Genomic DNA, 25,232 nt, shown 5'->3' with positions numbered 1-25,232 from the left:
ACTCCTTTGTGATTGTGGTTAGTGAATCAGAATGAGTAGGAAACACTGGCGGAGATGAAATCCCGGTCAGAAATGACGTTGTAGTCACCACCGAAATAGTTCGTGTAACTGATCGAGCCGGAGTATTTGTTCTGGTAGTTGGCATCCAGACCAAGGCTGGCCGACTTGTTGCCCTCGTTGAAGTTGCCGCCGGGGTCCGGGGCATAGCCTTCGACATCATGGGTAAAGAACAACTTGGGCATCAGGTTGATACCGGCAATGGCATTGGAGTAGTCCAGTGCGAACAGGACGCGGTAGCCCCAAGAGAAGGACGTGGTGAAACCGTCCGCGCCGCAATTGGTGGGGTTGATGTTCAGCCTGGAGGTTTCATCACCCGGGCCTTCGCTACAGAAGTCACCAGAGAAGGACTCGCCATCCAGCGGTACCGGTCCTACGCCGTAGATGCCGGATCGGCCGTAGCGGGCTTCGCTTTTGTCCGGCAGGTCATGCACGTAGGTGGCGCCAATTTCGGCCACGGTGATAAACCGCCCCGCACCGAGCACACGGTCCACAAAGTGGATCAGCGTAGCCTGGACCTGGGACACGTCGTAGTGGTCATAACCGTCAACAGCCTTGCCCGCATAGTTGAAATTGGGATCGTCGTCCCGCACGCGCTGCTCCAGTTTGCTCACCACCTGACCATCCGGGCCGCGTTGTTGCAGGCCGCCGTAGATCAGTTCAAAGGTATTCCACTGGATGGGCATGTTGGGGCGGAAGCTGTATTCCGCGCCCAGGGAGGTACCAGTCGGCAAGGTGGTGTTGATACTGATGCCATACAGGTCGATGCCCTTGGGGTAATCGATGAAGTAGCTGGGGAACCGGGTGAACGGCTCGTTCGGGTCATTGATCTGGTTTTCTTCCGGGTTTTCCGGATTGTTCACCACGCCGCTGATGTAGGGCAGCCGGCTGTGGTAGCGAATGTAGTAGAAACCCAGCTCCGAATCGAGGGCCGGTACGAACCAGCGAACGGCGGCGCCGAACTGATCTTTGTCGCCGGGCTCGACGTCACCCCGGCGGGGGGAGATGAAACCTTCCTCGAACGCCTGTGAGTCCGGCACCTGGCCCGCCAGCAGCACCGGGCCACAGCCGTCGGCTGCGACATCCGCGGAGGAGAAGAAGGTGCCGCAATCATCGATCTTGAATGGTTCCCACTCGGTCTGGACGTAGGCTTCGACGTTGATCTCGGGCGTTATGCCGACAGAGGTGTACAGCATGTTGACCGGCAACAGAACGTCTTTCAGTTCCGCGCCCGGGGCCCGGAAGGCCGGCACGTCAATGGGGTTGGTGGCGTTGATGCCGCCAAGGATGAAAGTGCTTTCCCCCCAGCTCAGTACTTGTCGGCCATAGCGGACGGACACCGGCGTATTGCCGGCGTACCAGTCGGTGAAAATGTAGGCATCCAGCAGGTCCGCGCCGGCAGCATTGTCTTTGGCTTCCGGGTTGAGCTTGCGCTGTTGCCCCACCGGGTCCACCGCACGCTCGTTATCCTTGAGCTCGAAATCGTAGTAATAGCTGCCGCGAACCAGAGCGCCGATCCGGGTCAGGTAGTCACTGTCGGGGCTGTAGTCGAGGAACAGCTCCGAGCGGCCACGAAGGATCTGCGAGTAAGGATCGCCTTTTTCAAAGTTCAGGTTACCGTCGTCAAAGTTGTTGGACGAGGCACCGGTGTCGCTGTAGGCGAACTCCGGTCCCAGGTTGCCCTGGGAGATCAGGTCCGGATCCTGATCTTCCAGCCGGAAGCCAATACCGGCGGTCAGCGTGGTGCTGAACGACGCATCGATGCCGTAGACGTCAAAGTTAATGGCCGCGGCAGGCGCGGATACCATTGCCGACAGTGCAGCTGTCGCCAGCGATAGTCGTGTTCGGTTAAATCGTGAAGTGTTTGTTATTGTCATTTCTACTGCTCCAGTTCTTTTTTTCTTGGGGACCCGCTGCAAAGACGTTGCGGGTCCCGGGGTAGACGTTTCAGCGTTGCCGGTTACAGCAGTCCACCGAGGAAACCGCCGTCGTCCCCGCCGTCATCACCGTCGCCGCCGGATCCGTCACCGTCGTCAGGCTCGGCACCACCGTCGGTGGACCCGTCACACTCCGGGTCGCCGGGGCTGTTGCCTACGTCTTTGACCACGCAGTCGTTGTTCACATCCACTGTGAATGCCGTGTTTGCATCGATACGGCTTCGGAACAGAGCGACCAGCTGTGCGGCCATTTCATCGAACACTGCGCTGGAGCTGAACGCATCGGCGCCCTTCTGCCCGGCAGAAATCGGGTTACCGTGAGACCCTTCCAGATAGCGAGTGATCACGGGGCGGGTACCGTCATCGGTGCCGTCTCCGTTATCAATGCTGACCGCACCCATGAAGCGGGCCATGGGATCAGTGCCGGCCAGAGGCGCAGGTTCGCTGTTGATCTCGAAGCCGGTGTCGGTCACCAGCTGCAGTGGTCCCATGTCGTACAGTTGGTCATCAGCTGCGTTGGGAATGGTGCCGTCGGATGGGCGATCGGCATCGCCTTCGAGTCCGACGATGGAGGTCAGCAGGGTGGCTTCATTGCCGGATTCCTGGAACAGCGGAGCGAAAGCCACCGGGTCGGTGGAGTCCAGTAGGGCCTGGAACACGTTGAAGTAGATGTTCAGTTCGGTCCGGCCCTGGGCCAGCAGTCCGCCGGATGCCGCCTCAAGCGCTGGCAGCAGCGCCGGGGCAATAGTCTCGCGGGAGTTTTCCGCCAGGCGCGAGAACTGCCCGCCGGTGTTGAACATGACGGACGCCAGGATCGGATTCAGATCCGGGTTGTCCTGCGCGGCCAGGTTGTTGATCACCGGATAGGGCACCCCGCCCATGCCGCTCAGGGAGTGGCTGATGAAGTACACCCGGTCAGTGTTCATGGCGATCCCGTCACTGCAGTCGCCATCGGCCTCGCACTGGTTGATGGCGTCTTCAATGGCTGGCAGCAGGGCATTGATGTGAAGCAGGTCCAGCGCGCCCTGGCGCATGTTGTCCCGGGTATTGGCGTAGTTGGTGAAGTTCAGGAACAGGCTGCCGGATTCGGGATTGTCCACCTGATCCCGGGTGACCGCCTGCATCGCGTCATTGGCGGTGAAACCGAAGTGACGTTCAGTAGCATCCGCGGAAGCGCCGGGCTGCTCGGAAATTTCCACCATGCCGGGTGTGGTTTCGGGGTCGTCTTCGTCCCGGGCGCTGGTAGCGGCTTCTCCAAAGACGCCGTTCAGCGGCATGTCGATGCCGACGGTGATGAAGCAATTGTCACTGTTTGAGGGAGTACCCCCATCCGCGAGGCAAAGCAATGCGGCTGCCGTAGCCATGGGCAGAATCGCAGAACGGTCCTGAGTGGCGGCGTGCTGGTAGAGGATAACCGGGTAGCCATCAGCAGGCGGACCACCAAAAGCGGGGTCCGGTGTGCCGACAACGATGGGAATCTTGGTGTCGGCCTGTTTCTGTACAAACGGGAAGCGATAGCTCACCCGGTCGGACACCGCCTGAGGCAGTTCGCTGTTGTCGCCGAAGTCAGCCGGTAGCCATGAGCCAGTCTGCAGCGGGCTGCCGTCCGTCCCTTCCGGCAATTGTTGGTGATACGGCAGGGTGATTTCACCTTCGTAAACCTGGACGTCAATGTCGTCAACAACAATCAGGTCGGCCTGTTGCCCGAACGCCGGATTGACCTCCCGTCCATCTTTCTGACTGAAGAACCGCACCGGCGAAGGCTCGCCGGAGTCCGGATCGTAGGCCGCCGGGGTATCCAGAGCCTCCGCAGCCTGAGCCGCCAGCTCGGCCGCCCGGGTGGACACATCAACAATGTCCTCGGCTGCCTGGGTGGCAGTGTCCTGGAGGATGAAGGCGAGGCGTCGGTCATCGTCTTCTGCGGCCACCAGGTCGCCATAGAGAACCGTCACGCCATTGTCGTTCGCATCGGTCAGGATGCCGGCAAGCTCGGCGTCGTACAGGCGGTAGGTGTCGTCGGTCAGCAGGTCGTAAATCCGCGAGTTTATCTGCTGGTCCTCACTGGACGCCCCGCTCATGGCCTGGTCCGACAGGTTGAAGTTCCCGGCGATCAGGTCGTTGAGCACCGATTGTTTGCGATCCATCAACAACTGGTTGCGAAACCAGCTGGCGGGTGCGGCATTCGCCAGCAGGACATCCTCAACCGCGGTGGTGGTGAAACTGATGGCAAAGGTAACGTCGTCGAACGTGGGAATTGCGGCTGTGCTTTGGCCTCCCTCACTGCGTACCTGGCGTTTGAAATCAAAGAAATCCGAGCCAAGCGCCCGTGCCGGCAGCATGGAATCCCGGAACGGCTGCAACGCCGGGTTGCTGAGGACAAACTCCGGGTTGGAGGCGGTTTCAAAGCGGATTTCCTGGATCAGCGGTTCACCATCCTTGTCCACAATGTCATTACTCAGGACCACTGCATACTTGGTTTTCGGCTTCAGCGGTTTGATCGGCAGGATGCGAATGGCGTTGTTTGCCGAACCGCCAGCGGCATCAGCAGGGCCGTCTGCATCGACGGTCATGATCTCGATGCGGAAGCGCTGCTCCAGCAGTTCCTGGTAGAGTGCATCGGCGGCTGCGGTGTCGCCCTGTTCTTCCAGGCGTTTGGCGTGGCGATACTTTTCGGCGGCCACAACACCGCCAACTTCCCGCTGTTGCTGGAAAACGCTGTCACCCGTGGGGTATTCGATTTCCAGTACGAACACGTTCTGGTCCGGGTTGGGGACCACCTCGCCGTTCACTTCAATAAAGTTGCGGGCGTCCAGTGTCTGGTTCGGATCCAGGCTGTCGCTGATCTTGATGTCAAAGGGAGCGAGGATGGAGTTACCATCAACGAAACCAAGTCCGGTGGTCACCGGGTTGGCGGGATCGGTACCGTTGAGCATGGTACCGTCGTTTTCCGGGTTCAGGAAAAACAGCGGATCACTGGGAAGCGGAAACGCGGTGTCCAGTGGCCGGAAAATGGGTTTGGTGCCGTCACCAGGGTGGTTTGGGTTGTCGATTTCGTAGATAGGGTCGGCATTTTTACCGGTCTGGCCGCCACTGTCGAGGCATCCCGCAAGCGCGGTACTGCCTGCCACAAGCGCCAGGAGCGATGTTTTTCTGATGTTGACCATGTCTGTACCTTTCAGATTGTTATTGTATGCGGGCGGTAAAGGCCCTTGCTTCACCAAACGACAAGGTCTGAATAAAGGTTCCAAAAAGTTTTCCAAAAAATGTCAATAAGATGTTTGTAGTGAGTTGTGCTGATTTTTCGGGGTAGGGTCGGATAGTGGCTATCTTGTAGTGGGGCTGGGTCAGAGGGCTGGATACATTTTACCAAGGGAACCATCAATGGCAGTCGTACAGGTCACCAGGTTGGTTAAACGCTTTGTCGGAGCGGGTGAAGCCGTAGAGGTGCTGTCCGACCTCGACATGGAACTTGGCGAAGGAGGCTCACTGGCGCTCACCGGTCGTTCAGGTTCTGGAAAAAGCACGGTGCTGAACCTGTTGTGCGGTCTGGAAGCAGCGGATCGTGGGCGTATTGGGGTGCTGGGAGAAACTTTCCAGGGGAATGCTGGCGGCTATTCCCGGGATGAAGAAAGGCGTTGGGCGGTCCTGAGACGACGCGCAATCGGTGTAGTGTTCCAGGATGCCAATCTCATGCCGGCACTGTCCCTGCTTGAGAATGTCCGTTTCCGGGCGCGACTGGCGGGGCAGCCGGAGCCGTCTGCAAAGGGCTGGCTGGAGCGCCTGGGAATCGGAGAACTGGCGGACCGGTATCCGGATCAGGTGTCCGGTGGTCAGCGTCAGCGTGCCGCCCTGGCCATGGCATTTGCCATGAGTCCCGGCCTGATCCTGGCGGACGAGCCGACGGGAAGCCTGGACCACCACACGGCGGATGACGTGGCAGACTGCCTGTTCAGTATGCAGCAGGAAACCGGCTGTTCGTTGATCCTCGCCACCCATGACCTGGCGCTGGCGGCCCGCTGTCAGTCGCGCCTTGACCTGGGGCTGGAGCAGCCCGTTGTGACATCGTCGCCGTCATGACCCTGTTTGCCGCGCTGTTTAGCCATTATCGGCGCCATCCCATGCAGTTGGTGGCACTGGCGCTGATGATTGTACTGGCAACTACCCTGTGGACCGGTGTTAGCCATCTGACGGATCTCGCCCGCGCCAGCCTGGCGCAAAGTGAGCAGGCGGTGGCTGGTCGTCAGCAGGTGGTTCGCGAGGACCAGAAGGCGGTCACGGTCAGCGACTTTGTTCGCTTGCGCCGACAGGGGCTGTGCGTCATGCCCTGGCTGGAAGTGCAGAGACCGGCCCCCGAGGGCAGGGTTATCGGCGTTGATCCGTTTGCCGGAGCGTGCTTTGGCGATGACGTCCCCGGGCAGGCCCGGGAAGATCTGCTCGATGGACACCCGTTCCTGGATATCAGTGAAGCCTCGGAGCTTGCCAGCCAGGGTCAACCCGCCAGGCTGGCGCTATTGGTGGAGGGGAACATGCCTGCTGGGACCCTGCCCACCGGTTACCGGATTCGTGACTTTTCAATGGGTCCTGATACCGGAGAGCTGGGGGAAAGCTTCCTGTTGAACCTGGATGCCCTGGGGTTGTTGGTGTTGCTTATCACCGCGTTGCTGGTGCGGAGTGTCTACCTGCTGGGACTGGCGCAGCGGCGAGAAAGTTTTGCCCTGCTTGAACGCTTCGGGGTTCCGGCGGCCAGCGTCCGGTGGTGGTTGCTGATTGAACTGACGGTTCTGACAACCCTGTGTGTGGTGCCCGGCATCTGGCTTGGGCGTTGGCTTGCCAGCGCACTGGGCAGCGGATTCGGGGAAGCCATGGAAAGGCTGTTCGACGCGCCCCTGTATGCCGTGCAAACCGGCGATCTGCTGTGGCCGGCACTGGTTATGGCGCTGGTGGTACTGGCCGCCTGTTTCGTCGATACCCTGAAGCCGCTCTGGCGAATAGCGCCTGGTAGCCGGAACTATCGCCTTTTGCTGGTGGCTTTGCTGCTGGCCGGGCTGGCGACAGTCGCCCTGACCACCACGCTGATCTGGCTGTTCACCGGAATAGCGGTGGTGTTTGTCGCCCTGGGGCTGTTGACACCCCGGATGCTTTCCGGGCTTGCTGACTGGCAGGCCCGCCGTAGCGGGGATGTGGTCAGGCAATGGCGGTTGCGGGAGTTGTCGGTACTGTTTCGCCGTCTTGCCATGCCAGTGGTGGCGCTGCAATTCGCGGTAGCCATGGTGTTGGCGATTCAGGCCCTGGTCACCACCTTCGAAGATACCTTCGAGACCTGGCTGGGTCAGCGCCTCGCAGCGGAACTCTATGTAGAGGTGCCGGAGGGCGAACCATCGCGGGCCGCCGTGGCCATGCTGTCAGCGTTGGAAGACCTTGGTGACTGGCACCTTGTGCAGCGAGGAAGAGTGTGGGTTGAGGGCATGGAAGGCGCCGGGCGCGATAGTGAGCCGGTTGCGACGGACCTCTTCGCCATATCGCCCATTGGCCCGCTGGTCGACGGCTGGGAGCTTCTGTCTGCAGCACCGGGGGCCTGGTCGCAACTGGCAGCGGGAACCGGTGTCATGGTCAACGAGCAGCTGGCGCGTCGGCAAGGTTTCCAGCCCGGTGACGAGATGTTTATCTCGGTTGGTGGTGACTCCCTGCGCCTGCCTGTTGTTGGGGTCTATGCCGATTACGGCCGCCCGGCGGGAGAAGTCCTGTTGGCTGGGCATCGTTTGCCGGGTGCATACAGCCCGGCTTTCGAGAGCTTTTCCATTAACACCGGCTCCTTGCCGGTGGCGCAGATTGAACAGGCGCTGACCAGAGCCTGGGACACCGAGAAACCGGTGATCAGAGACAACGAAAGCATTCGCTCCCTGGCTTCCGCCGTATTTGACCAGACGTTCCTGCTGACCCGGGCAATCACCTTGCTGACCCTGGCGCTGGCGGCCGGATCCTTGTTGATGATGGGCTGGGTGTTTTTCACAACCCGGGCGTGGTATTTCCGGCTGTTATCGGTGTGGGGAATGTCGCGGGCCGAAGTGGCCGGCCAGTTGTGCCGGCTTGCCATGGTGCTGACGGGCGCGTTGGCACTGGTGGCGTTGCCGCTGGGGATCTGGCTGACCTGGGTGTTGGTCAGCCGCATTAATCCACTGGCGTTTGGCTGGTCGTTGCCGATGACGGTATACCCGGGGTTCTGGCTGGAAATGGCTGTGCTGTGTCTGGCCATCGGCGGATGCATCGCCTTGCTGATGCGCCGACAATTGACGGGGCAGGTGCCCCCGCCCGAGTTTGCCAGCGGTGCCCGCGGAGGTGAACGATGAACAGTGTGACCGTTGTTGCGGGATGGCTGGTGGTTTTGGCATGCATCCTGTCGGGGTGCACGGACGCACCGGAAGAAACCGGCTTTGCCGGTTTGGGGGACGAGCAGGGGAAATTTGCACAGCCGGGTCCGGGGGATCGCCTGTCATTCCCGGGCGATATGGGCCCCCATCCCCGCCACCGGATCGAGTGGTGGTACCTCACGGCTAATCTGACCACTGAACAGGGGGAGCCCATGGGCCTGCAGTGGACCCAGTTCCGCCAGGCCCTGAAGGCGCGGTCACCCGACGAACCGGTGCCGGAACCCGAAAGCTGGCCGCTGGAAGCTGGCTGGATGGCCCATGCCGCCGTATCATTCCGTGGTGACCACCGGTTTGCCGAAAAACTGGCGCGGGGAGACATCGGGCAGGCGGGGGCAACTGCAACGCCCTTTGAAGTCTGGCTGGATGACTGGCGCTTGCAGTCGGACAGTGGTCATTGGCGATTGCGGGCCAGTGGTGATGATTGGGCTTACGATCTGGCTCTGGCTAATCAGGGGGAGCCTGTCGCCCACGGCAACCAGGGGTTCAGCGCCAAATCCGACAGTGGTGAGGGCTCGATGTACTTCAGCCTGGTAGACATTGCTATTCGTGGCAGCGTCACGATCGAAGGCGAAACATATCAGGTCTCCGGGCAGGGCTGGTTCGACAGGGAGTGGAGCAGTCAGTTTCTGAAGGCGGGGCAGCAGGGCTGGGACTGGTTTGCGTTGCACCTGGACTCCGGTGACAAGGTCATGGTGTTTCGCCTGCGCCAGGAAGCCGGGGATTATTTGTCCGGTACCTGGATTACTCCGGAGCGGGACCCGATAACCCTGGGGCCAGATCAACTGGAGGTGACGGCGGAGCAGCGCCGGGAGACAGAGCGTGGCGAGGTGCCGGTGCGATGGCGCATTCGGATACCATCGGAAGGCGTGGAACTGACAGTGGAAGCCCCGGCCGGAGAATACTGGAACCTGGGCCGCTTCCCTTATTGGGAAAGCCCGGCCAGCGTCACCGGCAGCCATCGGGGGGAGGGCTACATGGAGCTGACCGGGTATTAACCGTCAGGCCTTAGTCCATTGAGGTGGCGCCGATTTTGTGGATGCTCACGTCCGCGCCGTTGAACTCTTCTTCCTGGGTCAGGCGGAGCCCGGAGATCGCGTTGATCACGCCGTACACGATCAGGCCGCCAACGAAAGCCACGACCACGCCGGCAACGGCGCCGATAATCTGGGACATCAGGCTGACGCCGCCCAGCCCGCCGAGGGCTTCCTGGCCAAAGATGCCAGCGGCAATGGCGCCCCAGACGCCACACACACCGTGCAGCGGCCAGACACCCAACACATCGTCCAGGCGCTCGATTTTCGCCTGGGCCCATTCGAACAGGTACACGAAGACGGCCCCGGCAATACCACCGGTCACCAGCGCACCGACCGGGTGCATCAGATCGGAACCGGCACACACGGCCACCAGCCCGGCCAGCGGACCGTTATGGATAAAGCCCGGGTCCTTACGGCCAACCAGCATGGCGACCAGCACACCACCAACCATGGCCATCAGGCTGTTCACCGCCACCAGGCCACTGATGCCGTCCAGCGTTTGCGCGGACATCACGTTGAAGCCAAACCAGCCCACGGTCAGTATCCAGGCGCCGAGGGCCAGGAACGGAATGTTGGAGGGCGCAAAGGCCACCACCTTGCCATTCCGGTAGCGGCCATTACGGGCGCCAAGCAGCAGGACCGCAGCCAGGGCAATCCAGCCACCGACAGCGTGCACCACAACGGAGCCGGCGAAGTCATGGAATCCTGCACCAAACTGGGTCTCCAGCCATGCCTGGAAGCCGTAGTTACCGTTCCAGATCAGGCCTTCGAAAAACGGGTACACAAAGGCCACGATCAGGCCGGAGGCAATCAGCATGGGGTAGAACCGGGCCCGCTCGGCAATGCCGCCGGAGACGATGGCGGGAATGGCGGCGGCGAAGGTCATCAGAAAGAAGAACTTGACCAGATCGTAGCCGTTGGCAGCGGTCAGTTCCGTGGCGCCGGCCATGAAGTGGCTGCCATAGGCGATGTAGTAGCCCACGAAAAAGTAGGCAACGGCAGAGACGCCGAAGTCAGTCATGATCTTGACCAGGGCATTGACCTGGTTCTTGTGGCGAACGGTGCCCACTTCCAGGAAGGCGAAGCCGGCGTGCATGGCCAGCACCATAATGGCGCCAATCAGAATGAACAGCGTGTTGGCGCTTTCGGTCAGGGTATGTACTGCACTCGTGATGTCCACGGGTTTTCTCTCCTGATAGATAAGATGGCTGCCTCTTGCCGGGCAGTGCGTGCATTGATGGAGTGCGTTGTTAGCAAGAGGTGTTCCAAAACAATGCAATTCAATGGAGAGAAGGGAGTTGGAGGGGAGGTAAGGCAGGGATTGCCGGTGAATATGGAGTTTATTGCACTGCTAAGGTGCGATTTTTACGTGCGTGCACTAATTTGGTCTTCCTGCTGCTCCTTCCAGGCGGCATAACGATAGAGATCCGATTCCACCAGTTTCAGACAAAGCGCCACCACACCGGCATCATCCAGAAAGCCAATGCCGATCAGCAGGTCCGGAATCACATCCAGCGGGTTCAGTACATAAAGGAGGGTGCCGGCAATGGCGGCGATAGTTTTCCAGGGCACATCACGGTAGCTGCCATTCCAGTAGTCCCGGATCATGGCGAACATCAGTTTGACGTCCTCCCTGAAGCGGTTGAGCTTGCCGCTGCCTTTGACCTTGTCTTCTATGGTGCGTTGCCTGGCCAGCAGGGATTCCAGGTCTTCACGCCGGACCTTGTCTGCTTCTGCGTTTAACTGGTTTTCTGCGTTTTTCTGGCTGAAGACGGGCATGATGCTTGATCCTGTCAGATTGAATGTTGGTCCGTTACCACCAGGCTTTACCCCACATTTCGGGGTTGGCCCAGTTGTCCGGATTGTTCCAGGCCCGTTTGTGATTGTAGGTGTCGATATTGTAGGTGTAGAGCGTCGACGAATGACCATTATCGGTCAGTTCGGCCTGGCGCCGAAACCCCAGGGCGATAAAGTCGGTAAAGCTCCAGCCCCGGTCCGGCTCTGCCACCACGGCGATCTGATGCGTGCCGTAGTTTCTCAGTTGGCCCAACAGGACCTCCCCCTGATCCCTCGGGAGGTGTTCAAGAACACCGGTAATCAGCGCCAGGTCCTGAACTTCGGGCAATGGGAATGCGTCGTTGGGGGCGGTTTCTGTCAAGGTTGTTATATGAACACCCTCATTGTGTAACTGCCAGTGCTTGCCCACTTCCTCCGCCAGCGCGCCGCAAACCAGCAGCGTGCGTGGCTGGGTAGTGTCAATGATTCGTGCAACGGCCTGATGGGGCGTAGTCATAAGGCGTTCCGGAGCTGAATTCGTGGGTCAGTATCCCATTTGGCCCTGGTGGCGGGCAACAGCGCGGGAATCGGGGCTTTGGCGAGGGTTTGGGGGCGATTTCACCCTTGGGCTATTGGCCGATATGGCTAATTTACTTGTCATTACGGGCAATATTTTAAGGGTTGAAGTGGTGTTACTGTCTTGTGACGTGTTCGACAATTGAACCGGATTTCAGTGGCATTTTCTTGAACTGAATCAATTGACGCACGCAAAGAAACATGACTGTCAGTAACAAAAAACAAAACAAAAACTGTCGCTTTAGAGGCGATATCTAATCTACGTTGAAACCATACAACAACACATGCGATGGAGTTTGCCATGAGCATCGAAAGGACCAATAACTTGTCTACCCGTATTGCAGCCAACATCCAGACTAGGAAGTTGCCGCTTAAGTCAAAACAGAAAGGCGCTTCTGCGCTCGAATACATTGTTCTTGCCGCTGCGTTAATCGGGATACTCACTCTGCTTGTGACTTCAGGAGTTGGCGATGAGGTGGTTAAAGCCTTTACTGGCCTTTTCACTGATGCTGCTTCCGCTGGTGATGGCTCTGGCACTTAAGTTTTAGGTGTTCGTGAGCTTGTGGGCACGAGGCACGATTCATGCGAGATAGTCGAGGGGCAGTCGCTCTGGAGTTTTTGCTTCTCTTTCCCATGGTCGTCGCCATGCTGTATGGGGCGGCGGCCTACGGCATTCTGTTCTTCGGAAAATATGAAATGCAGAGTGTCGTGGACCAGGCCGCCTCGTCTGCATTGCGGGTGGATCGGACCCGTTTCTCCGCCGATGATCTCTCTGGCCAGATCGTGGCCACAGCCAATACGACCCTGGAACAAAGCTGGGCATCGAAATCCCAGCGCCTGAGAGCTGGAACGGATTCTATCGATTGTGATGTTGTGGAAACGACGGGGATCAACTTTTTGAGCTGCGTCATTTCCCGCAACAATCAGGAAGCGCCCATGGTCCCCCAGTTGACGTTCGGTTTTCTGGGGAAGTTTCCCCCGATGCCTGACTCTATGCGTGCGGAAGCGACCATGGCCTTCTAGTTCTGGATGACTAAGGCACAATAATGAATAAAAGACTGATATATGCACTGCCGGCAACGGTACTGGCGTTGGTGGCACTTGGCCTGGCCATCGTTGGTCTTCTGTCCGTCAAGGACCAGCCTGCGACACCCCCTTCGCAAAGTCAGGAATCCGAGCCTGAAACTGTACCAGCGGCGCCGGAGTATCGTTATCTGGTAGCCAACCAGGCACTGTCCCCCGGCGATGTGATGAAAGAAGACGGTTTTATGCCGGTTTCGTCCTCCGACTCTGTGCCTGATGCCGTCCGCGCTGATGACGCCCCCTTCGGCCAGCCCATCAAGACGTCACTGGCGGCCGGCCAGATGCTGACGGCGGCGAACCTGCGAACCGACAGCGTGCTGGAAACCCTGGTACCGAAGGACCATCAGGCCATGGCTATTGGTGTGGATGAGGTGTCTGGTGTCGGCGGCTTGCTGCGGCCCGGCGACCGGGTGGATGTGATTGCCTCATTCCGCCGTTCAGATAAGGACAAGTCCGCCGCCCTGAAACTGCTGGGCAATGTGCTGGTTCTGGCAGTCAAGGGGGTTCCCTACAACGGAGAAGCAGGGGAGGACAACGATTCCCGCCGTAATAACACGGTTGTGCTGTCGGTTCCCGAAAACAAAGTGTCGCGCTTGTTGCTTGCTTCCAGTGAAGGCAGCCTCAGGCTTGTGGCGGTCTCTCCGAAACGGGAGGAGGCATCGGAGCCAGAGCCAGGTACGGAAGAGCAAGAACGCACGGTCAAGGCGGTCTACCTGGAAGATCTGTTCCCGTCGCCTCCCAAGCCCGCGCCGACCCGGCGCACCGCACCGCCACCTTCCACCCGAGTTCAGATTTTCGAAGGGTCCGAATCAAGGAGTGTTTATGTACGGTAAGCCGATCGCCTTCTGGTTAGCGGCCCTGCTGCTCAGCCTGGCAGTGGTCATGCCCGCAGCGGCCCAGGGCAATGAGATGGTGGATGGCGCACCGGTCAAACTGGGCAAGGGGGAGCAGAAGGTACTGACATTCCCGGATACGCTGGCCAAGGTTGCAACGTCTGACCCTGAGGTGGCCAGTGTCTCGGTGTCAGATGACAGGGAATTGTTGCTGACCGCCAAATCACAAGGCAGCGCGATTCTGACTGTGTGGCTCAATGGCCGCTCCGAGCCTTTGCGCTCCCCGGTCGTTGTCGCATCCACCCTGGGTGAGAAGCTGCCTTTCGGGACTCAGGTGCAAACTGATATTCGCATTGTTGAAGTGAACCGCAACGAACTGAATGAACTGGGAATGTACTATTCCAAACTGTTTGATGGCGGGCGCCTGGGCGCGTCCTTTGCGGCGCCGGACTCAACAGTGCCTGGATTTGCCGGCGCCAATGGCATCGCTACCAATGGCTTCAACTTTTTCCGGTTTGGCAACAGCTCCCTGAGTATTCTGAGCGCCCTCGAGTCTGGTGGTTTTGCCTACACACTGGCGGAACCTTCACTGGTCACATTGAGTGGTCAGAGTGCCACCTTTCTTTCTGGCGGTGAATTCCCGATTCCGGTGCGCAGTGACGATGATGGCATACAGGTGGAGTTCAAACAGTTCGGCGTCAGCCTGAGCCTGACACCGACGGTGGTGGGCGAAGACCAGATCATATTGAAGGTCGCGCCGGAAGTGAGTGATCTGGATGAAACCGCCGGTGTCAGCACCGGTGGTATTACCATTCCCGGTTTGCGGGTACGGCGCACGGAAACGACCGTGGCCATGGGATCCGGTGAAACCTTCATTATCAGTGGTCTGGTCAGTCGCAACACCTTCAACAACAGCGATCGAATTCCGGGGCTTGGTAATTTGCCGGTGTTGGGCGCGTTGTTCCGTTCCGACCGTGTATCAAGGGAAGATCGCGAACTGATCATGGTGGTTACGCCTCATCTGGTCAGCCCTGGTAAACAGGGCAACGGCAAGCTGGAAACCATCGCCCGGGACTACCATCGCAGCAGCACAGGCTGGCTGGACATGGCGACCGATTCCAGCCCCGGCGAGCGCCCCATCAAACACGGACTGAGCTGGTGATCCTATGAGCAGAGACGACATTCTGGTTTGTGTGGCGGATGACATTGGCATCCGGACCTGGCTGGAGCGAACGCTGGATGGCATGTGGCCGGTGGAGTTCGTTGCGCCATCAGACCTTTCCCGCGTCAGCCGGTTGGTGGAGGCCACCGGTAGCCGCTTCGTCATGGTGGCGGCGGATGAAAACGACGCGGAAAAAGCCCTGAGGATCATCAGTGCCCTCACCAAATCCCGCGAGGATCTGGCGGTGGTGTCACTGACCCGCCGGGTGAGTCAGGATTTCCTGCTGCGGAGCATGCGTGCCGGCGCCAGGGACTGTTTTATCGCCAGCAGCGATGGCGAAGAAATCCGCACCCGGATCCAGCAGTTTCTGAAGGCTACGCCCGAGCCGGTGACAGCTGGTTCCCGGCCTGCCGCCAGTGGCCGGCACAAGATTACCCTGGTGACCAGTTCCAGCCCGGTGGTGGATACGCGCTTTTTCGCGCAGAACCTGGCCTTCACCACCAATAAGCTATTTCCGGACGCGCGGATCCTGGCGCTTGATACGTCGGCGACGGATCGGCATGCCTTCTACCTGGACAGTAATAACCGGGTCACCCTGGAAAGCCTGTTACAGAACCCCGAATCGCTCGATCAGGCGATGATCGAAACAGCACTGGAGGAATACGCTCCGAATCTTCGGTTGCTGGCGGGCAAGCTGTCGCCCGAAGCCCTCAGTGATGATCGCAACGCGGATCTGTTTATCGCAGTCAGCCAGTTGATGAGCATGTTTGACTACATTGTCGTCAACGTGGATCCCGTGGTTGCGGATTTCTGGGTGAGCGCGGTGGGCCTGCATGCCAAGGACCTGGTGATGGTGATTCAGCCGATTGTCGAGCAGGCCCATGAAGCGCGTCGGCAACTGGATAGCTGGCGTGAACACCTGACCCGGGACTGTCGTAAATCCCTGGTGCTGGATTGTTATGAAAAGAAAGGTTCCCCGGCGCTTGGAGAGCTTGAGCGTGCGGTGGGAATTGATTACATGGGCAACCTGCCCCTGGACTGGACCAGCAGGCTGATGTCCATCAATGCGGGCCTGCCGTTGCATAAACTGCCCCAGAGAAGCCCCTACCAGAAACAGTTGGAAAGCATCCTGAAGCGATACGCGGCTGGAGAGAACAGGGAAGGCCAGCATGATGTGAGACGCAAGCTCTTACGGGTTGGTTAAGGAGAAGGTTGAGTGGCTACCCGAGTTGATCAGGAATATCAGGACCTGAAAAAGCGCGTTCACTATTTTCTTGTGGAGCGGCTGGACGAAGAAGGCGTGGAAGTTGGCAAGTCCGGACGTGAAACTCTCTATGCCTTTGTCCAGGACAACGTGCAAAGCTTCGTGTCCCAGCATCGGATGCCATTGTCCGCACAGGACCTGTCACTGCTGGCCCGGGAAACTTTCGATGAAGTGGCCGGTTTTGGTCCCCTGGAACCGTTGCTTGCGGATGAAAGCGTGAACGACATACTGGTGAACGGGCCGGAAGACGTGTTCATTGAGGTGTCAGGTGTACTGCAGCGGGCACAGACCCGCTTTATTGATGACGACCATGTTACCCGCGTCATTCGCCGCATCCTGGCTCCCCTGGGGCGACGCCTGGACGAGTCCAGCCCGATGGTGGATGCCCGCCTGCCGGACGGTTCCCGGGTTAATGCCATTATTCCCCCCATCGCCCTTGACGGCCCTTCCATCAGCATCCGGAAGTTCACCCAGAAACACCTGACGGCCCAGGACCTGGTTAACAGTGGGTCGATGACTTCCGAATGCCTGGAAATTCTGATGTCGCTGGTGGAAACCCGTCGCAATATCCTGATCAGTGGCGGTACAGGTACCGGCAAAACGACCATTCTCAACCTGCTGAGCCAGTATATCCCCAGGGATGAAAGGGTGGTCACCATTGAGGACTCGGCGGAACTGCAGCTCAATCACCCCCACATTGTTCGCCTGGAAACCCGCCCGGCCAATACCGAAGGATCGGGTAAGATTACGGCGCGGGATCTGGTCATCAACGCACTGCGGATGCGGCCAGACCGGATTATTCTCGGCGAGGTCCGGTCCGGTGAAATTATCGAGCTGTTACAGGCCATGAACACTGGCCATGAAGGCTCCATGAGTACCATTCATTCCAATACTGCCAGGGATGCGCTGGTGCGAATTGAAACCCTGTTGGCGGTGAACGGGTACGACGCCGGTGAACGGGCTATTGGTCGTCTGATCGGTTCGTCACTGGATGTCATTGTTCAGCTTTCCCGGCTGCCCAACGGCCGCCGCTTTGTCAGTGAAGTGGTCGCAATGAAGGGCACGCCGGATGATCCCTATAAAATGGAAACCCTGTACCGCGCAGAGCGAGAGGGCGGTGATCACCTGGCGCCACTGACCGGGGAGGCACCAAGGTGAGCAGCCAGATCTGGTTTGTCGGGGCCCTGCTTGCGGGCTTGCTGGCCACGGTGCTGGTGATGGTGCAGCTGGTTTGGGGATACCTGCGGAATCATCATCAGATCACTCAGGCGATCAGATCCCGGTTGACGCCAACGAGTGAAAGTTCCGGACTTGGTGGCGCCAGGGTAGACCTCGGACCGCTGGAGAAGTTGCTGGTACAGGCGGATATTCGCTGGCGTATGCGGCGTCTGGTCATGATGTCGTCGGTGTTGCTGCTTGCGTTGGCTTTTATTGCTATGTCCCGGGGCATGGTGGTTTTACTGGTTGTGTTGTTCTTTGTGGTTGTTGCGCTTGGTGTCTGGTGGCGTATGCGGTTCCAGAAACAGCGCCAGATCATTCATGAAGAGCTTCCGGGTGTTGTGGATGCGGTATTGAGAAACATCGACGCCGGCCGGTCCCTGGAGCATTCCCTGATTGCGGCGTTTGACGAGTCGTCGCCAGTGTTCAGCCCGCTGGTTTTCCGGCTGCGCAATGCCGTGGAAGCAGGCCGTGAATATACCCGTCTGTTTGAGGATTTCGCAGACCTCTACAAAGTGCCCGCCATGGTTCTGGTGGCCATAGCCCTGCGTACGACATCACGCTTCGGCTCGTCGATTCGTCCCGTGCTTGAGCAGGTGTCCACGTCCCTGAGATCACAACAGGCCATGCGGCGTGAATTCCTCGCGGCCAGTGCGGAAACCCGTTTTACGGCGGTTACGTTTGCTGTCCTGCCACCGGCATTGGCCGCATTTATGGTGCTGGTTAATGACGAGTATTCGGACGTGCTGCTGAACACGTCCACCGGCCATTCGTTGCTGATGACGGCAGGGACTCTCCAGGTGCTGGGTATGGTGGTGATCTGGCGCATGATCCAGGGGGTGGGCCGTGGTTGATACCTGGTTTCTGTTATCCGCGGCAGCGGCTCTTTTTGCGTTGTGGATGGCCGGTTACATGGCGCCCCGATGGGCCCTGAAAGCCCGGATTCATGAACGCCTGAAGAATCGGGGCGCTGGGGTGAGCGGTGACGATGAGATCTCCAGTTTCCTCGCGGAATTCGGGGAAAGCTTTACCAGTCTGTCGTCGATTCAGGGTGATTATGAAGACATGGAGGCGGCACTGGAAACCACGGGGCGTAATCGTCAGCAAAGCCAGGTGACGTACATGGTTCTGTGCTGGTTCCTGCCACTTAGTGTGATTGTGCTGGGTTTTGTTATTACCGGTCCCATTGCCGGCATGATCATCACTGCCGTGGCCTTTTTGTTGCCTCGCCGTGTTATTCGGACTATGGGGGCCACCGCCGAAAAGCAACAGAACCTTGAAGCCATTGAACTCTGCCATATGACTCGAATGCTGATGGAAGCTGGCCTGTCCATTGAGCGAGCCCTGCGACTCATTGCTGTTCAGGCCCGCCCCGTCATGCCCCACCTGGCAAGCAGGCTTGACCGTTTTAACCGGGTGATGGAAAGCGGTGCGGACCGGACAGCGGCACTGGACGAGCTGGGTAGGAACCGACGCATTGTGGTGTTGCGGAGTTACGTAAACCTGATGAAACAGAGTGGAACCCTGGGGGCGGGGGTAACCTCCAGCCTGGATCAGATCATCAAGGAAGCGCAACAAAGAGAGCGCAGCAATCTGAACGAGGAGACCAATCGGGTTGGCGCCAAGATGACCATTGTGATGATGGTCTTCCTTTTGCCGGGGTTGTTTCTGTTGATTGGTGGTCCGGCGGTGATGGCAATTTTGGAAACGCTGGACCGTTAAGGCTGGCGTTCAGGATTGGAGATAAATGAATAGAACCCTGTCAGGAGACATTATGGGATTATGCAAGAGTACTCGCGGTCGGGGAGTTCTGCTGCTGGCAGCTTCACTGGCCATTACCGGTTGCTCGACCATGGGCGGCAGCGCGGGGAATGACCCGCAGCTCCAGGTCAGTTGCACCACCACCTTGCAACCCGAGCATCAGCTGCAACTGGACGCTGTTGATGCCCAGATGTCCCGTTCACAGCCCTACGCGGCTTTGGCAAAGCTGGAGAGCGAAGGCCTTGCAACATCTCAGCATTGGGTAAGGCGTGGGCAGCTGTTGGCTTCGACCGATCAGGTTGCTGAAGCGGAAGAGGTGTTTCAGGCGCTGGCCACACAATGTGATTCAGCGATGGGGCACCACGGGTTGGGGCTTGTTTACTTGAAACGGGGAAAACTGAACGAAGGTGTCGGTGAGCTGAGAAAAGCCCGGCAACTGGCTCCTTCATCATCTGATATTCGCAACGATTATGGTTACGCACTGTTGCTGATCGGTGGCTACTCCGATGCGGTTTTCGAGTTGCGGACGGCGCTTGAACTGGCCAATGGGGAGGGCGCAGCGCGCCAGAACCTGGCCGCAGGTTATTTCATTACCGACGACCGCTCCGGCATCGCGATGCTTGAGCGCAAATACGATTTGTCCGTGGACGAAGTCGCCCATGCTGAAAAATTGGCTACCAGGATCAGGAGGTTCAGATGAAAAAAATACTGACTTTGCTTCTGGTGCTTGTTCCGATATCAGTACTTGGCCAGGACCAGCCAGAATACGGCCTGTCCAACTCAGTCGTTGTCGTCGAGAGCGTGCCAGAGACTCGACAAAGACTCGATAGGCAAGTGCAAAACGGGGCGGCGGAGACAAGTGAATTATCTGTTCAATCCTATGTCGACAGCCAGGAAAGAATAGCCGAGACGTTCCGGCGTGCCATTCCCGACAAAATATCGGAGTCGTCACGTGACGATGAGTAAGAGCGTGCGGAAGCAGCGTGGGGTCCTGATTTTTATTACCCCGCTGATTGTTACCGCGATCGTTCTGATGATGGTGCTGGCTATCGATGGCGCCCGCCTGCTGGCCCTGCAATCGGAAATGCAGAACCAGGTGAACGCTGCTGCGAGTGCCGCTGCCGACGGCGCCCAGGCCTGTGGCGGTGCGGATATAGCGATGTCGACCATGTCCGCCAGGGCTCTGGCCGCTGCTCAGGCTTCCGGCTACGAAGGGGATGGTGGGGCGCTGGAGGTATTACCCGGTCTGTTGGAATCCACGGAAGAAAATACCGATTTGGTGTTTCGTAGTGTTCCGGAATCTGCCCTCAATCGCAGCAACGGTGTTCGGGTATCCATGACCCGTGAAGAGCCTATTTCGAGGCTTATCCCTGTAGGCTCCATTACCCTTGAGACCTCCGCCGCCGTGCGCAAGGAAGTGAACGCCACGATCAGCGCGGCCGGCTCCGCTGCTGACGTCGAGGGTGGTCTGTTAGGCGATCTGGTGGGTGCTGTTCTGGGCGACCCATCCTACAGCCTTAGCCCTACCCAGCTGGACAGTCTTGAAAACACCCTGGTTAATGTTGGCGACCTGTTGGATCAGATGGGGGTTGCCAGTGTGGCGGATCTGGTCGATGAGCCTCTCATTGACCTGCTGACAGGGGTGACCAGCCTTGCTGGCGGGTCTGCCCAGCCCGTTGGAATGCTGGTAGACGACCTGACGGCCGCGACTGGTATCAACGGCCTTAATGTGAGTGATGTGCTCGAGGTGGTTGAGGGCACGGACGTGCCGGCAAATGCCAGTTTTCCGGTGTATGACCTGGTGATCAGTACGGTTATGAACAGCGCAAGGGTTTTGAGTGACTCCGGCTCGCTTCTCTCGCTGGATCTGGATACGTCCGATTCCACGCTATTGCAGGGGGTGACCAGCACTACCGATGAGCTTGCAAATCTGGAGATAGATCTGGGCCTGTATGTAGCGGAACCGCCGAGAATGGTATATGGCCCGGCGCGGCAGGATGCGGACGGACAGTGGGTGACCCGGTTCCGTTCCGCGGACATTCGTCTGGAGACGATTGTAACGGCTGGATTGAGCGAGGGCGGGATAAATGACCTGATTTCGACATTGTCTCTTGGACTGATTGATCTTGAGCTCCTGGAAGAAATTGTCATCCCTCTGGCGGTCCAGGCTGGCGGTGGTAGTGGCAGTTTTGTATCGGGGGAATGTGCCAGTGGCGGCAATGACAATGACGTCACGCTGGGATTTGACCTGAGAGATACCGCGGTTGATATTGAGACTGGGCGGGTTGATCCGGTTAGTGGCGCCGTAGACCCTGACCTTATTCGGGCGGAGATATTGGAGATCAAGTTACTTGGGGTCTCCGTTTCCAAGCTTTGTGCCAATGTTGGTCTGGATGTTGACTTGTACAGTGAGAATGTCTCCTCGTCGGTCATTGAGAACTATCCACTTCAATGTGTGGACGGTGAATGTGCCAACAGAGAAGCGACCTCCGATGGTTCTGCGGATAACTTCAATTCGGATGTAGCTGTCACTTCACTCCACCTTTCGTGCGATAACAGCAGCGATCTGGACACTTTGATGACTGCGCTTCTCGACCCGATTACCGGTGTTGTGAGTGAGGTTGTTGAGAGTGTTGTAGCGCCCCTGCTGGCAGCACTCGGCGTGAATCCCGGCAACATGTCGGTGACCGTCATCAACGCTAACCAAAACACAACACAACTCATTGAAAATGTGTCTATAGTGGAGGAGTGAATCCAGTTTCAGGCATGGACGGCGACTAAGTGGACTCAACAGTATCGGATTACTGGGCATTATTTTCAGAGAACGCTCTGGCCGTTGCTCTTCCATTTGTGACGGCGGTACTATCGGCGTTGCTGGTGCTTTCCGTGTTGAGATATCAGCGTCTGAATCGCCGGGTGCAGGGGCTCAGTCTTGAAATGGGCTCTGCCAGCCGGTCCCTGCGCAATGCAGACCGGGATCTCCGCACGCTGTTCGACCAGTCCGCCATTGCGGTGATGCTACTGGACCGTTCGGACAAGTCGGTACTGTACGCCAATGAAACCGCCATGACGGCATTTGGCGTGAGAACCGAAGAGCAGCTAACCGCCAACGTGATGCAAAAGCCGGATGCGTGGTCAGCCGCTCCGTTCAGCTTGCTGGACTTTGAAGAAATCATTTACAAGACCGGGCGATCGGGTTTACAGAAGTTCGAATGGTATTTTGAGCCCAGTGGCCGACGTCCGGTCTGGCTCGACAGCTCACTTTCCCTCATTTCCTACAAGGGCGGGCAGGCCCTGATGTTCACTGGCGTGAACATCACCGACCGAAAATACGCCGAAAAAGCCGATCGCTATCGCCACAAGGCCATGACATCCATGGCCAACGACAACAGTTTGCACGTGACTCTCGATCACCTTGCCGCAATGGCGGAATCCCGCATGGCCGGCGCGCGCTGTGGGGTCATGGTGCACAACGTGGAAGGCGCTCGCCTGCGATGGGTTGGTGGCCGGTCGCTGCCGGAAGTGTTTCGCGAAACACTGGATGGCCTGCCCGTGGCTTTTGGCGCCGCCAGCAGCGGCACAGCCGTGTTTATCCGTGGGCGGGTGGTCACTCGGGATGTGCGCTCTGATGACCGTTGGGATCGTTATCGTGACGATGCCGAGCTGGCAGGGTTGCGGGCTTGCTGGTCTGAACCGGTCATCGGTAGCAGCGGAGAGTTACTGGGTACCTTTGATGTCTATCACGACGAGCCCTGGACGCCGGGAGATGATGATATCGATGCCCTGACCGACCCCATCGCCATTGCCAGTCTGGCCATTGAGCGCCACCAGGCGAAAGGCCAATTGGAGCAAATGGTGCTTTCAGAGCAGATGGTTCGTCGTATCAGCACGGATTTGTTAACCCTGGATCCCGAGGAGACCGACGAGGGACTTACCAGCACCTGCCGGGCCCTGGGTGATTTCTACCGCGCGGATCGGGTGTTCCTGTGTCAGCTGGAGGAAGCCAGTCAGCAGGTGTGGATCAGCCACGAGTGGGCTGGTGAGGGTTTTTATACACTGTGCCAGCATACCACCAGAAAATATCCGGTTATTACCGCGGCCCTGGCCAAGGTTTTTGCAGGTAAGGCGAGTGTGATTTTCTCGACTGAACGTGATATTCCCCCGCAACTGGAGTTCCTGCAGGACTTGCTGGCATTGAGAAGCAAACAATCGGTTCTGCTGGCCATGGTGCATCGGGGTGACAGGGTGTCGGGCATCCTGGGTATTCAGATGACCGCCGCAGTTAATCCGTGGACGCCCCAGAGGTCGCAGACCGCAGAGCTGATGGCCAACCTGTTTGGCAGTGCGCTGAACCGTAATCAGCTGCTGCATTCACTGACCTACCAGGCCGTGCATGACCAGTTGACCGGTCTCTACAACCGCCACAAGATTGAAAGTTTCATGGATCAGGAAGTGGCGCGTTGCACCCGATACGGGAGCAGCTTCTCGCTCATCATTTTTGATCTGGACCATTTCAAGTCGATTAACGATCGCTACGGCCATAATGAGGGGGACGCGGTGTTGTCCAGCGTATCTACCCTGGTCAGCAACGGCATTCGTGAGTCGGAAATTGCCGGTCGCTGGGGCGGCGAAGAATTCCTGATTATCCTGCCAGAGACTCCCCTGGACAGTGCTGTTCCGGTCGCTGACCGCTTGAGGAACAGCATTGAAAGCCACCGTTTCTCGATCCCGGAACCCGTCACTATCAGTGTGGGCGTTGCCGCGTTTCGCCCAGGAGATACGCCCCATGAACTCATCCAGCGTGCAGACGCGGCGTTGTACAGTGCGAAAGAATCCGGTCGGAATTGCGTGAAACAGTCCTTTTAGTGGATACGGTCATCTACAATGAGTGAACAGCGTAGTAATCAGAGCCTGTTCAACGTATCCGAAAGGAGCCTGAAAGTGATTAAATCCCGTGCTGCGGTGGCGTTTGCCCCCAACAAACCGCTGGAAATTGTGGAAGTGGATGTCGCCCCGCCCCAGAAAGGGGAAGTGCTGGTGCGCATTGTCGCCACCGGCGTGTGCCATACCGATGCCTACACGCTGTCCGGCGCCGACTCCGAAGGCAACTTCCCGGCGATCCTCGGCCACGAAGGTGGCGGCATTGTCGAGGCTGTCGGCGAAGGTGTCACGTCGGTGGAAGTGGGTGACCACGTGATTCCTCTGTATACAGCCGAATGCGGCAAGTGCAAATTTTGCACCTCCGGCAAGACCAACCTGTGTGGTTCGGTACGCGAAACCCAGGGCAAGGGCGTGATGCCCGATGGCACCTCTCGTTTCTCCTATAAAGGTGAGCCTATCTATCACTACATGGGTTGCTCCACCTTTTCTGAATACACCGTGCTGCCGGAAGTCTCCCTGGCGAAAATTCCCAAGGAAGCACCACTGGATAAGGTCTGCCTGCTGGGCTGTGGTGTTACCACCGGTATTGGTGCGGTGCTGAACACGGCCAAGGTGGAAGAGGGCGCCACCGTCGCCATCTTCGGCCTCGGCGGTATCGGCCTGGCGGCCATCATCGGCGCGACCATGGCTAAAGCCAGCCGCATCATCGCCATCGACATCAACCCGGGCAAGTTCGATATTGCGAAGCAACTCGGTGCCACCGACGTGGTCAACCCAAAGGACTACGACAAGTCGACCCAGGAAGTCATCGTTGAAATGACGGACGGCGGTGTGGATTACTCCTTCGAGTGCATCGGCAACGTGAACGTGATGCGCTCAGCCCTGGAGTGCTGCCACAAGGGCTGGGGTGAATCCATCATCATCGGCGTGGCTGGCGCCGGCGAGGAAATCAGTACACGTCCGTTCCAGCTGGTGACCGGTCGGGTCTGGAAGGGCTCGGCGTTTGGTGGTGTGAAAGGCCGGACGGAATTGCCGGGTTATGTGGAAAAAGCCGAAAAAGGCGAGATCCCGCTGGATGTGTTTATTACCCACAACATGCCGCTGGAGGATATTAATGAAGCGTTTGAGTTGATGCATGAGGGTAAGAGTATTCGGTCGGTGATTCACTTTTGAGTCGGTAAGCCTGCGCCCCGTATCATCGGGTAGTTCGAACATAAAAAAG

At 58.4% G+C, this 25,232-nt stretch carries 21 protein-coding genes; 16 read left to right on the top strand and 5 right to left on the bottom strand.

All coding sequences use genetic code 11. The annotated features are described in order from the left end of the window. Nucleotides 1-26 precede the first annotated feature (26 nt). Complete coding sequence (locus tag ACJO5Y_RS07355; protein ID WP_406985777.1) at nt 27-1,934, bottom strand: DUF1302 domain-containing protein; 1,908 nt, start codon at nt 1,932-1,934, stop codon at nt 27-29. Between the two features lie 83 nt (nt 1,935-2,017). Beyond that, the gene (locus tag ACJO5Y_RS07350; RefSeq protein WP_406985776.1) at nt 2,018-5,158 is read right to left on the bottom strand and encodes a hypothetical protein; all 3,141 of its coding nucleotides are present in this window, start codon (nt 5,156-5,158) and stop codon (nt 2,018-2,020) included. Between the two features lie 217 nt (nt 5,159-5,375). Here ACJO5Y_RS07350 and ACJO5Y_RS07345 point away from each other — a divergent pair, with 217 nt between their 5' ends. From ACJO5Y_RS07345 to ACJO5Y_RS07335, 3 genes are read left to right on the top strand one after another with little or no spacing between them, the layout of a single operon-like run. Next, nucleotides 5,376-6,071 carry an ABC transporter ATP-binding protein gene (locus ACJO5Y_RS07345; RefSeq protein WP_406985775.1) on the top strand — a complete coding sequence of 232 codons (696 nt, stop codon included), beginning with the start codon at nt 5,376-5,378 and terminating at the stop codon, nt 6,069-6,071. Next, nucleotides 6,068-8,341 (top strand): FtsX-like permease family protein, encoded by a 2,274-nt coding sequence (locus tag ACJO5Y_RS07340; RefSeq protein ID WP_406985774.1) that lies wholly within the window; start codon nt 6,068-6,070, stop codon nt 8,339-8,341. The genes ACJO5Y_RS07345 and ACJO5Y_RS07340 overlap by 4 nt, the downstream gene beginning before the upstream one ends. Next, a complete protein-coding gene (locus ACJO5Y_RS07335) occupies nt 8,338-9,417 on the top strand; it encodes a lipocalin-like domain-containing protein (RefSeq protein ID WP_406985773.1) in 1,080 nt (359 codons plus the stop codon). The genes ACJO5Y_RS07340 and ACJO5Y_RS07335 overlap by 4 nt, the downstream gene beginning before the upstream one ends. A gap of 10 nt (nt 9,418-9,427) precedes the next feature. Here the strand turns inward: ACJO5Y_RS07335 and ACJO5Y_RS07330 are convergent, their stop codons facing one another. From ACJO5Y_RS07330 to ACJO5Y_RS07320, 3 genes are all read right to left on the bottom strand, one after another. Further along, entirely contained in the window at nt 9,428-10,636 is a 1,209-nt protein-coding gene (locus ACJO5Y_RS07330; RefSeq protein ID WP_406985772.1) for an ammonium transporter, read from the bottom strand. 185 nt (nt 10,637-10,821) lie between these two features. Continuing rightward, entirely contained in the window at nt 10,822-11,235 is a 414-nt protein-coding gene (locus tag ACJO5Y_RS07325; RefSeq protein ID WP_406985771.1) for a YkvA family protein, read from the bottom strand. Nucleotides 11,236-11,269: 34 nt separating this feature from the next. Then, complete coding sequence (locus tag ACJO5Y_RS07320) at nt 11,270-11,749, bottom strand: DUF6231 family protein (protein ID WP_406985770.1); 480 nt, start codon at nt 11,747-11,749, stop codon at nt 11,270-11,272. Between the two features lie 360 nt (nt 11,750-12,109). Between ACJO5Y_RS07320 and ACJO5Y_RS07315 the strand changes: the two genes are divergently transcribed. From ACJO5Y_RS07315 to ACJO5Y_RS07255, 13 genes are all read left to right on the top strand, one after another. Continuing rightward, nucleotides 12,110-12,349: a hypothetical protein gene (locus ACJO5Y_RS07315; protein WP_406985769.1), complete on the top strand. Its 240-nt coding sequence runs from the start codon at nt 12,110-12,112 to the stop codon at nt 12,347-12,349. 41 nt (nt 12,350-12,390) lie between these two features. After that, nucleotides 12,391-12,831, top strand: a complete 441-nt coding sequence (locus tag ACJO5Y_RS07310; RefSeq protein WP_406985768.1) for a TadE/TadG family type IV pilus assembly protein — start codon at nt 12,391-12,393, stop codon at nt 12,829-12,831. A 23-nt stretch (nt 12,832-12,854) separates the two neighbouring features. Beyond that, nucleotides 12,855-13,724, top strand: a complete 870-nt coding sequence (gene cpaB / locus ACJO5Y_RS07305) for a Flp pilus assembly protein CpaB (RefSeq protein WP_406985767.1) — start codon at nt 12,855-12,857, stop codon at nt 13,722-13,724. Beyond that, entirely contained in the window at nt 13,714-14,886 is a 1,173-nt protein-coding gene (locus ACJO5Y_RS07300) for a type II and III secretion system protein family protein (RefSeq protein ID WP_406985766.1), read from the top strand. Before cpaB ends, ACJO5Y_RS07300 begins: the two co-directional genes overlap by 11 nt. Nucleotides 14,887-14,890: 4 nt before the next feature. Beyond that, nucleotides 14,891-16,090: a CpaE/TadZ family protein gene (locus ACJO5Y_RS07295; RefSeq protein ID WP_406985765.1), complete on the top strand. Its 1,200-nt coding sequence runs from the start codon at nt 14,891-14,893 to the stop codon at nt 16,088-16,090. A gap of 12 nt (nt 16,091-16,102) precedes the next feature. Next, complete coding sequence (locus ACJO5Y_RS07290) at nt 16,103-17,308, top strand: TadA family conjugal transfer-associated ATPase (protein WP_406985764.1); 1,206 nt, start codon at nt 16,103-16,105, stop codon at nt 17,306-17,308. Further along, nucleotides 17,305-18,222 (top strand): type II secretion system F family protein, encoded by a 918-nt coding sequence (locus ACJO5Y_RS07285; RefSeq protein WP_406985763.1) that lies wholly within the window; start codon nt 17,305-17,307, stop codon nt 18,220-18,222. Before ACJO5Y_RS07290 ends, ACJO5Y_RS07285 begins: the two co-directional genes overlap by 4 nt. Continuing rightward, nucleotides 18,215-19,090: a type II secretion system F family protein gene (locus ACJO5Y_RS07280; protein ID WP_406985762.1), complete on the top strand. Its 876-nt coding sequence runs from the start codon at nt 18,215-18,217 to the stop codon at nt 19,088-19,090. Before ACJO5Y_RS07285 ends, ACJO5Y_RS07280 begins: the two co-directional genes overlap by 8 nt. Before the next feature lie 25 nt (nt 19,091-19,115). Further along, nucleotides 19,116-19,829 (top strand): tetratricopeptide repeat protein, encoded by a 714-nt coding sequence (locus ACJO5Y_RS07275; protein WP_406985761.1) that lies wholly within the window; start codon nt 19,116-19,118, stop codon nt 19,827-19,829. Further along, entirely contained in the window at nt 19,826-20,095 is a 270-nt protein-coding gene (locus tag ACJO5Y_RS07270) for a hypothetical protein (RefSeq protein WP_406985760.1), read from the top strand. Before ACJO5Y_RS07275 ends, ACJO5Y_RS07270 begins: the two co-directional genes overlap by 4 nt. After that, on the top strand, nt 20,082-21,881 hold the full coding sequence (locus tag ACJO5Y_RS07265) for a Tad domain-containing protein (RefSeq protein WP_406985759.1): 1,800 nt from the start codon (nt 20,082-20,084) through the stop codon (nt 21,879-21,881). The genes ACJO5Y_RS07270 and ACJO5Y_RS07265 overlap by 14 nt, the downstream gene beginning before the upstream one ends. Before the next feature lie 29 nt (nt 21,882-21,910). After that, nucleotides 21,911-23,995, top strand: coding sequence for a sensor domain-containing diguanylate cyclase (locus tag ACJO5Y_RS07260; protein WP_406985758.1), 2,085 nt, complete (start codon nt 21,911-21,913; stop codon nt 23,993-23,995). A 75-nt stretch (nt 23,996-24,070) separates the two neighbouring features. After that, the gene (locus tag ACJO5Y_RS07255; RefSeq protein ID WP_406985832.1) at nt 24,071-25,183 is read left to right on the top strand and encodes an S-(hydroxymethyl)glutathione dehydrogenase/class III alcohol dehydrogenase; all 1,113 of its coding nucleotides are present in this window, start codon (nt 24,071-24,073) and stop codon (nt 25,181-25,183) included. Nucleotides 25,184-25,232: the final 49 nt, after the last annotated feature.

The sequence above is a fragment of the Marinobacter alkalisoli genome (genome assembly GCF_045449855.1).
GTDB lineage: Bacteria > Pseudomonadota > Gammaproteobacteria > Pseudomonadales > Oleiphilaceae > Marinobacter.
Note: the sequence above shows the minus strand (reverse complement) of the source record. Positions and strands in the feature narration are given on the sequence as shown.

Bases quoted from the DNA above. Each gene is read 5' to 3' on its own strand.
- ACJO5Y_RS07345 (WP_406985775.1), top strand. From the start codon at position 5,376: ATGGCAGTCGTACAGGTCACCAGGTTGGTTAAACGCTTTGTCGGAGCG.
- ACJO5Y_RS07270 (WP_406985760.1), top strand. From the start codon at position 19,826: ATGAAAAAAATACTGACTTTGCTTCTGGTGCTTGTTCCGATATCAGTA.
- ACJO5Y_RS07355 (WP_406985777.1), bottom strand. From the start codon at position 1,934: ATGACAATAACAAACACTTCACGATTTAACCGAACACGACTATCGCTG.
- cpaB (WP_406985767.1), top strand. From the start codon at position 12,855: ATGAATAAAAGACTGATATATGCACTGCCGGCAACGGTACTGGCGTTG.
- ACJO5Y_RS07335 (WP_406985773.1), top strand. From the start codon at position 8,338: ATGAACAGTGTGACCGTTGTTGCGGGATGGCTGGTGGTTTTGGCATGC.
- ACJO5Y_RS07320 (WP_406985770.1), bottom strand. From the start codon at position 11,749: ATGACTACGCCCCATCAGGCCGTTGCACGAATCATTGACACTACCCAG.
- ACJO5Y_RS07300 (WP_406985766.1), top strand. From the start codon at position 13,714: ATGTACGGTAAGCCGATCGCCTTCTGGTTAGCGGCCCTGCTGCTCAGC.
- ACJO5Y_RS07340 (WP_406985774.1), top strand. From the start codon at position 6,068: ATGACCCTGTTTGCCGCGCTGTTTAGCCATTATCGGCGCCATCCCATG.
- ACJO5Y_RS07325 (WP_406985771.1), bottom strand. From the start codon at position 11,235: ATGCCCGTCTTCAGCCAGAAAAACGCAGAAAACCAGTTAAACGCAGAA.
- ACJO5Y_RS07295 (WP_406985765.1), top strand. From the start codon at position 14,891: ATGAGCAGAGACGACATTCTGGTTTGTGTGGCGGATGACATTGGCATC.
- ACJO5Y_RS07275 (WP_406985761.1), top strand. From the start codon at position 19,116: ATGAATAGAACCCTGTCAGGAGACATTATGGGATTATGCAAGAGTACT.
- ACJO5Y_RS07350 (WP_406985776.1), bottom strand. From the start codon at position 5,158: ATGGTCAACATCAGAAAAACATCGCTCCTGGCGCTTGTGGCAGGCAGT.
- ACJO5Y_RS07310 (WP_406985768.1), top strand. From the start codon at position 12,391: ATGCGAGATAGTCGAGGGGCAGTCGCTCTGGAGTTTTTGCTTCTCTTT.
- ACJO5Y_RS07315 (WP_406985769.1), top strand. From the start codon at position 12,110: ATGAGCATCGAAAGGACCAATAACTTGTCTACCCGTATTGCAGCCAAC.